The following is an 11,834-nucleotide window of genomic DNA, read 5'->3' on the forward strand; positions in this document are numbered from 1 at the left end:
GACGCCTCCGGGTAGTCGCTCTCGATGACGCCGAAGACCGTCCCGCGCGGGCGCCGGCGGGGTCGGGCGTGTGCAGCTCGCTCCAGCACAGCGCGCCGGGGTCGTTGACCACGTCCACGCCCTGGGTCTCGCCCGGCTGCCAGACGGCGAACTCCGCGCCCGCCGGGTCGGTGTAGGCGGGCCGGCCGGCCCTCGGTGAAGACGTCCATGGTCGCGACGCGCACGACGCCGCCCGCCTGCTCGACCGCCTTGGCGGTCGCGTCGGCGTCGGCGGTCTGGAAGTAGAGGGTCCAGGCGGAGCGGGCGTCCTCGACGGCGCGTCGCGGAGGCCACGGCCCTCCCCGCGTCTCAGTCCGGCACCGGGCACCGACGGTCGCCGGTCGCGAGTGCCCGCGGGGCCGGTGATGATGGGTGGGGGGCGTCGCGCGCGCCAGCCGCGGCGACACCGGATCGGGCCCTTGGGCCGACACCCCGCCGGCGGGCCCGGGGAGGAGGCAGACATGACCACCGCCGGAGACATCATGCACAGGGGTGCGCAGTGGATCCTCGCCACCGAGACGCTCAGCCGCGCGGCGCAGGTGATGGCGCAGCTGAACGTCGGGGCGCTGCCGATCGCCGACGCCAACGACCGGCTGTGCGGCATCCTCACCGACCGCGACATCGTGCTCGGCTGCATCGCGCACGGCCACGATCCGGCGAAGATGACGGCCGGGGACCTCGCGGAGGGCACCCCACGGTGGATCCGGTCCGATGCCGACGTCAGCGATGTGCTGAGGGAGATGGAGGACCACCGCATCCGGCGACTGCCGGTGATCGAGAACAAGCGGCTGGTCGGCATGATCAGCGAGGCCGACCTGGCGCAGCACCTGTCCGACGCGCAGATCGCCGAGTTCGCGCACGCGATCTACGCCGGCAGCTGAGCGCCGGTGCACGGCGGCCCGGCGGCGACCGGCCGGGCGGAGGGTCGGCGACGCGGGCACCGGGCGGCGACACGGCCGAGGGCCGCCGATCCCCGGTGGGATCGGCGGCCCTCGCCCGTGCTCGTGGACCGCTCGTCGAGGTGTGGTTCGTCGAGGCGGGTCCGCGGTGCCGTCGTCAGAGGACGCGCACGGCGCCGGTCGGCATGTCGTAGCTCAGGTCGCGCTCGACGATGCCGGTGCTCGGGTTCTGCGCGCCGATGAACTTGCCGTCGCCGATGTAGACGGCGACGTGGTACGCGCTGCCCGCGCTGCCCCAGTAGAGGATGTCGCCGGGCTGCAGGGCGTCCAGCGAGACCTGCGTGCCCACGGTCGACTGGCTCTGCGACACGCGCGGCAGGCTGATGCCGATCTGGTTGAACGCGGCCTGGGTCAGGCCGGAGCAGTCATACGCGGACGGGCCGGTGGCACCGAGCACATACGCCTTGCCCACCTGGGCCTTCAGGAAGCTGATGACCGTCGCGACGTTACCGCCGGCCGGCGTGGACGACGAGGGGGAGTCCGCCTCGGGGGTGGCCGGGGTGTTGGTGTCCTGGGTGGACTTGGTGCTGAGCGAGGTGCGCTCGGCGGAGCGGGCCGCCCGCTCCTGCTCGGCCTTCTCCTGCGCGGCGCGGCGCTCCGCCGCCTTGCGCGCGGCCTCGGCGCGGGCCTGCTCGGCCTTGTGCTTGGCCTCGGCCTCCGCCTTGGCCTTCTTCACGGCGGAGCGGGCCTGGTCGTCGGCCTCGTCCTGCTGCGCCTGGAGTTCGTAACCGAACGCTGCCTGCTCGGTGGAGTCGGCGGCCTGCGCGGCGGTGCTCGCCAGCGTGGCGCTGACGGTGGGCATCTCCAGCGTCGACTCCACCGGGGCCGCCTCCGCGGCGTTGGCGGTCATCGAGGAGGTGCCGGCGACGGCGAGTGTGAGGATGCCACCGGTCACCCCGGCGCGGAGGGCACGCGTGGAGGCGGCGGTGCGGGGCTTCCGGTGGCTGGGTATGTGTGCGTTCGGGGACATGGGTAAACGGCTATCAGGGGCCGCTGGTTGAGATCAACAAAAGTGGAGTGCGCCACATTTGACGTGTGCACGACTGAAAATCACTCCGCGTGGCCGTAACCGAGCCCCCGCGCCGAGTGTCCGAAATTCTCGATCATGTGCATACGCATGGCTTTTTGCGGCTCGAGCGGGCCGCGGGGCCGCTTATCACCTTCTGGCGAGCCGGGCCAAGGTTTCCCGTCAAATCGAGATCTACAAGTGGCTGTGAAGTGGCATACGTCACTCGCGCCGTCTCGTCCCGCGGTCGCCGTCGGGGGTGGGTCGCGCTCGCGCGCCGCTTCACGAGCGGTGGATCAAGCCAAGTCCCTCGCGGGGATGGCGCCCCTATATCAGTTGACGACCGAGCATACGAATTTGCTTGGGCGTGCCATTCTTGATAATGCAAGCACCGCTCTCACCTGCGTCGAAGCCTCGGAATGTCACTAGTGGTGAGCGCTCGGACGCTTCGTGTGCGTAGATCACCGCTCATCCGACTTCATGATCCTTCGTCAGGTGGTGGAGATCACAAAGACGTTCCCGTACCCCGTGTCGCAGATCACAGACCGGCGGGCATAGGATGCAGGCGAATCGGGCTTGTGAACTGCCTCACATGGACACGATCTCCGTGAGGTGGTGACCACGCTCTGTACGGTCCGCCAACCAGTCATCGTCGACTGAAGGGAGCGAGGACGGTGAACGCATACGCGCCCATCCTCGTACTGGGAGCCCTCGGGGCAGGCTTCGCGATCGTCTCGGTCTTCCTCGCGTCGATCGTCGGCCCCAAGCGTTACAACCGGGCCAAGCTCGAAGCCTATGAATGCGGTGTCGAGCCGACCCCGCAGCCGGCCGGCGGGGGTCGCTTCCCGATTAAGTACTACCTGACGGCGATGCTCTTCATCGTCTTCGACATCGAGATCGTCTTCCTCTACCCCTGGGCCGTCACCTTCGACGCGCTGGGGCTCTTCGGGCTCGTGGAGATGCTCCTCTTCGTGCTCACCGTCTTCGTCGCCTACGCCTACGTCTGGCGTCGTGGCGGGCTGGAGTGGGATTAACCGGGATCAAGGGGACTATTCGCATGGGTATCGAAGAGAAGCTTCCGAGCGGGTTCCTGCTGACGACCGTGGAGAACGCCGCGGGCCTGGCCCGCAAGTCCTCCGTCTTCGGCGCCACCTTCGGGCTCGCCTGCTGCGCGATCGAGATGATGGCCACCGGCGCCGCGCGTTACGACCTCGCCCGCTGGGGCATGGAGGTCTTCCGCGGCTCGCCGCGCCAGGCCGACCTGATGATCGTGGCGGGGCGGGTCAGCCAGAAGATGGCCCCGGTGCTGCGCCAGGTCTACGACCAGATGCCGAATCCCAAGTGGGTCATCTCGATGGGCGTGTGCGCCTCCTCCGGCGGCATGTTCAACAACTACGCCATCGTGCAGGGCGTCGACCACATCGTGCCGGTCGACATCTACCTGCCCGGCTGTCCGCCGCGCCCCGAGATGCTGATCGACGCCATCCTCAAGCTGCACGAGAAGATCCGCCACGAGAAGCTCGGCGTCAACCGCGAGCAGGCGGCCCGCGAGGCGGAGGAAGCGGCGCTCAAGGCACTCCCGACGATCGAGATGAAGGGGCTGCTGCGGTGAGCGGCGACGTGACGGACGGGCGGAACGGATCCGGCAACGAGGTCCCGGCCCCGCGTGCCCGGACCGGCGAGGCGATCGGCGTGCGCCGCGGCATGTTCGGCGCCGAGAACGGCGCCGACACCTCCGGCTACGGCGGGCTGGTGCGCACCGTGCGGCTGCCGGGCGCCTCGACCCGCCCGTACGGCGGCTGGTTCGACGATGTCGCCGACGAGCTCGAAGGGGCCCTCGAAGAACAGGGTCTGGTGCCCGCCGACGCCATCGAGAAGACGGTCGTGGACCGCGGCGAGATCACCTTCCACATCGCGCGCGAGCACCTGCCCCGGGTCGCCCGGACCCTGCGGGACGATCCCGCGCTGCGCTTCGAGATCTGCACCGGGGTGAGCGGGGTGCACTTCCCCGGCGACCAGGGCCGTGAGCTGCACGCCGTCTACCACCTGCGTTCCCTCACCCACAACCGGCTGATCCGGCTGGAGGTGAGCGCCCCCGACGCCGATCCGCACATCCCGTCGATCGTCGACGTCTACCCGACCAACGACTGGCACGAGCGCGAGACCTACGACTTCTTCGGCCTGGTCTTCGACGGTCATCCCGCCCTCACCCGGATCATGATGCCCGACGACTGGCAGGGCCACCCGCAGCGTAAGGACTACTCCCTCGGCGGCATTCCCGTCGAGTACAAGGGCGCCGAGATCCCGGCTCCCGACCAGCGGAGGTCGTACAGCTGATGTCTGCAACCAACGCCCGCCCGTCGCCCGGCCACCACCCCTCGTCGGAGCCCTCCGGGCCGCGGTCGACCCCCTCGGCCAGCTCCCGCGAGACCACCGAGGGAACCGTCTACACCGTCACCGGCGGCGACTGGGACGAGGTCGTGGCCGGCGCGGCCAAGGCCGACGACGAGCGGATCATCGTCAACATGGGCCCGCAACACCCGTCCACGCACGGCGTGCTCCGGCTCATCCTGGAGATCGACGGCGAGACGGTCACCGAGGCCCGCTGCGGCATCGGCTACCTGCACACCGGCATCGAGAAGAACCTCGAGTTCCGGAACTGGACGCAGGGCACCACGTTCGTGACGCGGATGGACTACCTGACGCCGCTCTTCAACGAGACGGCGTACTGCCTGGGCGTCGAGCGGCTGCTGGGCGTCGAGGACCAGATCCCCGAGCGCGCCAACATCATCCGCGTCATGCTCATGGAGCTCAACCGCATCTCCTCGCACCTGGTCTACGCGGCCACCGGCGGCATGGAGATCGGCGCGATCACCATGATGTTCACCGGCTTCCGGGACCGCGAACTGATCCTGGACCTCTTCGAGCTGATCACCGGCCTGCGGATGAACCACGCCTACATCCGCCCCGGCGGGCTCGCCCAGGACCTGCCGCCCGGCGCGGTCGACCAGGTGCGGGCCTTTGTGAAGAAATTCCGTAAGAACCTCACCGAGTACGACAAGCTCGCCACCGGGAACCCCGTCTTCAAGGGCCGCCTGCAGAACGTCGGTTACCTCGACCTCGCCGGCTGCATGGCGCTCGGCGTCACCGGGCCGATGCTCCGCTCCACCGGCCTCCCGCACGACCTGCGCAAGGCGCAGCCGTACTGCGGCTACGAGACCTACGACTTCGAGGTCCCCACCACCGACACCTGCGACTCCTACGGCCGCTTCCTGATCCGGCTGGAGGAGATGCACCAGTCGCTGCGCATCGTGGAGCAGTGCCTGGACCGGCTGCGACCGGGACCGGTGATGGTCGCCGACAAGAAGATCGCCTGGCCCGCGCAACTGGCGTTGGGCCCGGACGGGCTCGGCAACTCCCTGGACCACATCAAGAAGATCATGGGCACCTCGATGGAGGCCCTGATCCACCACTTCAAGCTGGTGACCGAGGGCTTCCGGGTCCCGCCCGGGCAGGCGTACGCGGCGATCGAGTCCCCCAAGGGCGAGCTGGGCGTGCACGTGGTCAGCGACGGCGGCACCCGCCCGTACCGCGTCCACTTCCGCGATCCGTCCTTCACCAACCTGCAGTCCATGGCGGCGATGTGCGAAGGCGGCCAGGTCGCCGACGTGATCGTCGCCGTGGCGTCCATCGACCCCGTGATGGGAGGCGTCGACCGGTGACAGACGTGACCTTGGGGATGCCACAGCTCCCCGCACCCGACTACCCGGCCGAGGTACGGGCCCGGCTGGAGGGCGACGCCCGGGAGGTGATCGCACGCTACCCGGACAGCCGGTCCGCGCTGCTGCCGCTGCTGCACCTGGTGCAGTCCGAGGAAGGCTATGTCACCCGCACCGGCATCAGGTTCTGCGCTGAGCAGCTGGGGCTGACCACCGCCGAGGTGACGGCCGTGGCCACCTTCTACACGATGTACCGGCGCAGGCCCTCCGGCGAGTACCAGGTGGGGGTCTGCACCAACACGCTGTGCGCGGTGATGGGCGGCGACGCCATCTTCGAGGCGCTCCGGGAGCACCTCCGGCTGGCCAACGGGGAGACCACCGAGGACGGCCGGGTCACCCTCGAGCACATCGAGTGCAACGCCGCCTGCGACTTCGCGCCGGTGGTGATGGTGAACTGGGAGTTCTTCGACAACCAGACCGTGGAGTCGGCCAAGCGACTCGTCGACGACCTGCGCGCGGGCCGCACCGTCGAGCCGACCCGCGGCGCCCCGCTCTGCACCTACAAGGAGACCGCGCGGATCCTCGCCGGCTTCCCCGACACCCGGCCCGGCGCGGTCGAGGCCACCGGAGGGGCGGGCCCCGCCTCGCTGGTCGGGCTGCGGCTCGCCAAGGGGGAGGCCGCCCCCGGCCGGGTGGTCTCGCAGCGCGCCTCCGACTACCCGGCGGACGAGATCCCGCCCGGCCACCCCAGCTCGCACGACGCCCCGCAGCAGACCTCCGCCTCCGACCCCGACCACCCGTCCGGACCGGTCACCGAGGAGGGGAAGTGATGACCGTGGCAGCCGCGATCGACGAGACGAGCCCGGAGAAGCTGCTCGTCCCCGTCCTGTCCGCGTTCTGGGACCAGCCCGGCTCCTGGACCATGGAGACCTACCGCCGCCACGAGGGCTACGAGGGCCTGCGCAAGGCGCTGGCCATGGCCCCGGACGACGTCATCGCCCTGGTCAAGGACTCGGGGCTGCGCGGCCGCGGCGGCGCGGGCTTCCCCACCGGCATGAAGTGGCAGTTCATTCCGCAGGGCGACGGCAAGCCGCACTACCTCGTCGTCAACGCCGACGAGTCGGAGCCGGGCACCTGCAAGGACATCCCACTCCTCTTCGCCAATCCGCACGCGCTGATCGAGGGCATGGCCATCGCCTGCCACGCCATCCGCTCCACGCACGCCTTCATCTACCTGCGCGGCGAGGTCGTGCCGGTGCTGCGCCGGCTGCACGAGGCGGTGCGCGAGGCGTACGAGGCGGGCTACCTCGGCGACGGCGCGCGGCGCAGCCGGCAGCTGGGCCTGGACAGCCTCCCCGACCTCACCATCACCGTGCACGCGGGCGCCGGCGCCTACATCTGCGGCGAGGAGACGGCGCTGCTCGACTCGCTGGAGGGGCGTCGCGGTCAGCCTCGGCTCCGGCCGCCCTTCCCGGCCGTCGCGGGTCTGTACGCCTGCCCCACCGTGGTGAACAACGTCGAGTCCATCGCCTCCGTCCCCGTGATCCTCAACAAGGGCAAGGAATGGTTCCGTTCGATGGGCAGCGAGAAGTCCCCCGGCTTCACGCTCTACTCGCTCTCCGGACACGTCGCCAACCCCGGCCAGTACGAGGCCCCGCTCGGCATCACGCTCCGCCAACTGCTGGACATGAGCGGCGGTATGCGGGCCGGCCACCGGCTGAAGTTCTGGACGCCGGGCGGCTCCTCCACCCCGCTCCTCACCGACGAGCACCTCGACGTGCCGCTGGACTACGAGGCGGTGGGGGCCGCCGGCTCCATGCTCGGCACCAAGGCCCTGCAGTGCTTCGACGAGACGACCTGTGTGGTGCGGGCGGTGACCCGCTGGACCGAGTTCTACGCCCATGAGTCCTGCGGCAAGTGCACCCCCTGCCGCGAGGGCACCTACTGGCTCGTCCAACTGCTGCGCGACATCGAGGCCGGCAAGGGGCGGATGGAGGACCTCGACAAGCTGGGCGACATCGCCGACAACATCAACGGCAAGTCGTTCTGCGCCCTCGGCGACGGCGCCGCCTCCCCGATCTTCTCCTCGCTGAAGTACTTCCGCGACGAGTACGTCCAGCACATCACCGGCCGCGGCTGCCCCTTCGACCCGGCGAAGTCCACCGTCTGGGCCGACCAGGACCACCACCCACTGGAGGTGAACGCATGACCATCACCACGAATGCTCCCTCCGGAGGGGGAGAGGCTGCGGTGCCGCGCGAGGACCTGGTCACCGTCACCATCGACGGGATCGAGATCTCCGTGCCCAAGGGGACCCTCGTCATCCGCGCCGCCGAGCTGCTCGGCATCGAGATCCCGCGCTTCTGCGACCATCCGCTGCTCGACCCGGCCGGCGCCTGCCGCCAGTGCATCGTGGAGGTCGAGGGCCAGCGCAAGCCCATGGCCTCCTGCACCATCACCTGCACCGACGGCATGGTGGTCCGGACCCAGCTCACCTCCCCGGTCGCCGAGAAGGCGCAGCGCGGGGTGATGGAGCTGCTGCTGATCAACCACCCGCTGGACTGCCCGGTGTGCGACAAGGGCGGCGAGTGCCCGCTGCAGAACCAGGCGATGTCCACCGGCGATCCCGAAAGCCGCTTCGAGGGCCGCAAGCGCACCTTCGAGAAGCCGGTCCCGATCTCCACGCAGGTGCTGCTGGACCGGGAGCGCTGCGTGCTCTGCGCCCGCTGCACCCGCTTCTCCCAGCAGATCGCGGGCGACCCGATGATCGAGCTGCTGGAGCGGGGCGCGCTACAGCAGGTCGGCACCGGCGAGGGCGACCCCTTCGAGTCGTACTTCTCCGGGAACACCATCCAGATCTGCCCGGTGGGGGCGCTCACCTCGAAGGCATACCGTTTCCGCTCCCGCCCCTTCGACCTGGTCTCCTCGCCCAGCGTCTGCGAGCACTGCGCCGGCGGCTGCGCCACCCGCACCGACCACCGACGGGGCAAGGTGCTGCGCCGGCTGGCGGCCAACGACCCCGAGGTCAACGAGGAGTGGATCTGCGACAAGGGGCGCTTCGCCTTCCGCTACGCCCAGCTGCCCGACCGGCTGACCATGCCGCTGGTGCGGAACCCGGACTCCGGTGAGCTGGAGCCGACCGGCTGGCCGGAGGCGCTCGCCCGCGCGGCGGAGGGGCTGGCCGCCGCGCGGGGCCGTACCGGGGTGCTGACCGGCGGTCGACTCACGGTCGAGGACGCCTACGCCTACGCCAAGTTCGCGCGGGTCGCGCTCGGCACCAACGACATCGATTTCCGCGCCCGCACGCACAGTGCGGAGGAGGCCGACTTCCTCGCCGCGCGGGTCGCCGGCCGCGGCCGCGACCTCTCCGGCGACGGGCCGACGTACACCACGCTGGAGCGGGCCCCGGCCGTACTGCTGGTCGGCTTCGAGGCCGAAGAGGAGTCGCCGGGCGTCTTCCTGCGGCTGCGCAAGGCGCACCGTGGGCACGGCCAGCGCACCTTCGCCCTCGCCACACACGCCACCCGTGGGCTGACCAAGGCGGGCGGCACGCTGCTGCCCGCCGCCCCCGGCACCGAGACCGAGTGGCTGGACGCGCTGGCCGCGGGCACCGGGCTCGACGGCGCCGGGCAGGCCGCGGCCGACGCGCTGCGGGCCGACGGCTCGGTGATCGTCGTCGGCGAGCGGCTGGCGGGCGTGCCCGGCGCGCTGACCGCGGCGGTGCGGCTGGCCGGGGCCACCGGTGCGCGGTTGGCGTGGATCCCGCGCCGCGCCGGGGAGCGCGGGGCGGTCGAGGCCGGGGCGCTGCCCGGGCTGCTGCCGGGCGGCCGCCCGGCCACCGATCCGCGGGCCCGGCAGCAGACCGCGACCGCCTGGGGCGTGGCCGGACTGCCCCACCAGTACGGCCGGGACACCGGCCAGATGATCGAGGCGGCGGCGAGTGGCGAGCTCGGGGCGCTGCTCGTCGCCGGCCTCGACGTCGCGGACCTGCCCGACCCCGCGCGGGCGATCGAGGCGCTGGACGAGATCGGGTTCCTGGTGAGCCTGGAGCAGCGGCCCTCGGAGGTCACCGCGCGGGCCGATGTGGTCTTCCCCGTGGCGGCGGTCGTCGAGAAGCCCGGCACCTTCCTCAACTGGGAGGGGCGGGCGCGGCCGTTCGAGGCGGCCGTCAAGCCCGCCCAGGCGACCCGGGCGCACATCCCGGCGGACGCCCGGGTGCTGCACATGCTCGGCGACGCGCTGGAGGCGCCGCTCGGTCTGCCCGATGTCGGCGCGGTGCGCCGGGAGCTGGACCGGCTCGGGCGCTGGGACGGCCCGTACGCCCCCGATCCGCTGTCGACCGCGCGGCCGCTGCCCCGCCCCGAGTCCGGCCAGGCGGTCCTCGCCGGCCACCGGCTGCTGTTGGACGCCGGCCGGCTCCAGGAGGGCGAGGAGGCGCTGGCCGGGACCCGGCACGCCGCCGTCGCCCGACTGTCGGCGGCCACCGCGGCGGAGACCGGCGTCCGGGACGGCGATCCGCTCTACGTCACCGGCCCCTCGGGCACGGTCCGGCTGCCGCTGTGCGTCACGCCGATGCCGGACCGGGTGGTCTGGCTGCCGCTCCGGTCGGTGGGCGGCGGCGTGGCGCGGGAGACCGGCGCCCGCCCCGGTGAACTCGTCCGCATCGGCGCGGCCGCCCCCGAGGTCGGCGCCGAGGTATCGGAGGTGCGCTCGTGACCACACCGGCCACGGAGTTCCGGCCCGGCGTGCCGGCCTGGCGACTGGCCGCCGAGGACCTGTCCATGTTCGGACACGACCCCTGGTGGCTCATCCTCATCAAGGTCGTCTTCTGCTTCGCGCTGCTGATGGTGACCGTGCTCATCGCCATCGTCTTCGAGCGCAAGGTGCTGGGCTGGATGCAGCTGCGCATCGGCCCCAACCGGCACGGCCCCTGGGGCATGCTGCAGTCCCTCGCGGACGGCGTGAAGCTGATGCTCAAGGAGGACGTGGTCGTCAAGCGCGCGGACAAGGTGGTCTACGTCCTCGCGCCGATCGTCGCCGCGATCCCGGCCTTCATGGCGGTCGCGGTGATCCCCTTCGGCCCGGCCGGCAACGAGGTCTCGGTCTTCGGCCACCGCACCCCGATGCAGCTGACCGACCTGCCGATCGCGATCCTCTACATCCTCGCGGTCGCCTCGGTCGGCATCTACGGCATCGTGCTCGGCGGCTGGTCCTCCGGCTCCACCTACCCGCTCCTGGGCGGTCTGCGCTCCTGCGCGCAGATGATCAGCTACGAGATCGCGATGGGGCTGTCCTTCGCGGCGGTCTTCCTCTACTCCGGCTCCATGTCGACCTCGGCCATCGTCGAGGGCCAGGAACACCGCTGGTACGCGCTGCTGCTGCCGGTCTCGTTCATCATCTACATCGTCGCGATGATCGGTGAGACCAACCGCGCGCCGTTCGACATGCCGGAGTCCGAGGGCGACCTGGTCGGCGGCTTCAACACCGAGTACTCCTCGATCAAGTTCGCGATGTTCATGCTCGCCGAGTACATCAACATGGTCACCGTCTCGATGGTCGCGGTCACCCTCTTCCTGGGCGGCTGGCGGGCGCCGTGGCCGCTGACCGCCTTCTGGGCGGACGCCAACCACGGCTGGTGGCCGCTGCTGTGGTTCCTGGTCAAGGTGAGCGCGCTGCTCTTCGTCTTCATCTGGATCCGCGCCTCGCTGCCGCGGGTGCGCTACGACCAGTTCATGCGGCTGGGCTGGAAGGTCCTGATCCCGGTCTCCATGGTCTGGCTGATGCTGGTCGCCACCGTCCGGGCACTGCGGAACGAGGACTACGACTTCCAGCAGATCGTGCTGTACGTCGGCGGCGCGGTCCTCGTGCTGCTGCTCGTCTCCTTCGTCGTCGACGTCTTCCGCGACCGCGAGGAGAAGCGCGCGGAGGCCGAGGCGGCCCGGACCCCGGAGCCCCCCTTCGACCCGATGGCCGGCGGTCACCCGGTGCCGCCGCTGCCCGGACAGACCCTGCCACCCGTGCCGCGCCGACGCCGGCGCCATGATCGCGAGCTGATTGTCAGTGGCGGCGCCAATACTGAGAGTGACGGAAAGGAGGTCGACGGTGTCTGAC

At 70.9% G+C, this 11,834-nt stretch carries 10 protein-coding genes and 1 pseudogene; 9 read left to right on the top strand and 2 right to left on the bottom strand.

The window, feature by feature from the left end; translation table 11 throughout:
• Window positions 1–46: 46 nt before the first annotated feature.
• Window positions 47–311, bottom strand: a pseudogene (locus CD790_RS35460) (VOC family protein); the annotation flags it as partial.
• Between the two features lie 189 nt (window positions 312–500).
• Between CD790_RS35460 and CD790_RS00355 the strand changes: the two are divergent.
• Window positions 501–920: a CBS domain-containing protein gene (locus CD790_RS00355; RefSeq protein ID WP_144380873.1), complete on the top strand. Its 420-nt coding sequence runs from the start codon at window positions 501–503 to the stop codon at window positions 918–920.
• Between the two features lie 175 nt (window positions 921–1,095).
• Here CD790_RS00355 and CD790_RS00360 read toward each other — a convergent pair whose 3' ends face one another.
• Window positions 1,096–1,968 (bottom strand): C40 family peptidase, encoded by an 873-nt coding sequence (locus CD790_RS00360; RefSeq protein WP_144380874.1) that lies wholly within the window; start codon window positions 1,966–1,968, stop codon window positions 1,096–1,098.
• Window positions 1,969–2,678: 710 nt separating this feature from the next.
• Here CD790_RS00360 and CD790_RS00365 point away from each other — a divergent pair.
• The 8 genes from CD790_RS00365 (at window position 2,679) to nuoH (ending at window position 11,833) form a co-directional block, all read left to right on the top strand.
• Window positions 2,679–3,038 (top strand): NADH-quinone oxidoreductase subunit A, encoded by a 360-nt coding sequence (locus CD790_RS00365; protein ID WP_144380875.1) that lies wholly within the window; start codon window positions 2,679–2,681, stop codon window positions 3,036–3,038.
• Window positions 3,039–3,061: 23 nt separating this feature from the next.
• Entirely contained in the window at window positions 3,062–3,616 is a 555-nt protein-coding gene (locus CD790_RS00370) for an NADH-quinone oxidoreductase subunit B family protein (protein WP_144380876.1), read from the top strand.
• Window positions 3,617–3,624: 8 nt separating this feature from the next.
• The gene (locus CD790_RS00375) at window positions 3,625–4,341 is read left to right on the top strand and encodes an NADH-quinone oxidoreductase subunit C (protein ID WP_260867329.1); all 717 of its coding nucleotides are present in this window, start codon (window positions 3,625–3,627) and stop codon (window positions 4,339–4,341) included.
• Window positions 4,341–5,726 (top strand): NADH-quinone oxidoreductase subunit D, encoded by a 1,386-nt coding sequence (locus CD790_RS00380; protein WP_144380878.1) that lies wholly within the window; start codon window positions 4,341–4,343, stop codon window positions 5,724–5,726. The genes CD790_RS00375 and CD790_RS00380 overlap by 1 nt, the downstream gene beginning before the upstream one ends.
• Window positions 5,723–6,553: an NADH-quinone oxidoreductase subunit NuoE gene (gene nuoE, locus CD790_RS00385; protein ID WP_260867245.1), complete on the top strand. Its 831-nt coding sequence runs from the start codon at window positions 5,723–5,725 to the stop codon at window positions 6,551–6,553. Before CD790_RS00380 ends, nuoE begins: the two co-directional genes overlap by 4 nt.
• Window positions 6,553–7,932, top strand: a complete 1,380-nt coding sequence (nuoF, locus tag CD790_RS00390; RefSeq protein ID WP_144380879.1) for an NADH-quinone oxidoreductase subunit NuoF — start codon at window positions 6,553–6,555, stop codon at window positions 7,930–7,932. Before nuoE ends, nuoF begins: the two co-directional genes overlap by 1 nt.
• Window positions 7,929–10,439, top strand: a complete 2,511-nt coding sequence (locus CD790_RS00395; RefSeq protein ID WP_144380880.1) for an NADH-quinone oxidoreductase subunit G — start codon at window positions 7,929–7,931, stop codon at window positions 10,437–10,439. The genes nuoF and CD790_RS00395 overlap by 4 nt, the downstream gene beginning before the upstream one ends.
• Before the next feature lie 65 nt (window positions 10,440–10,504).
• Window positions 10,505–11,833 (top strand): NADH-quinone oxidoreductase subunit NuoH, encoded by a 1,329-nt coding sequence (gene nuoH, locus CD790_RS00400; RefSeq protein WP_144381815.1) that lies wholly within the window; start codon window positions 10,505–10,507, stop codon window positions 11,831–11,833.
• Window position 11,834 lies beyond the last annotated feature (1 nt).

Source organism: Streptomyces sp. SAJ15 (assembly GCF_007595705.1).
Taxonomy (GTDB): domain Bacteria; phylum Actinomycetota; class Actinomycetes; order Streptomycetales; family Streptomycetaceae; genus Streptomyces.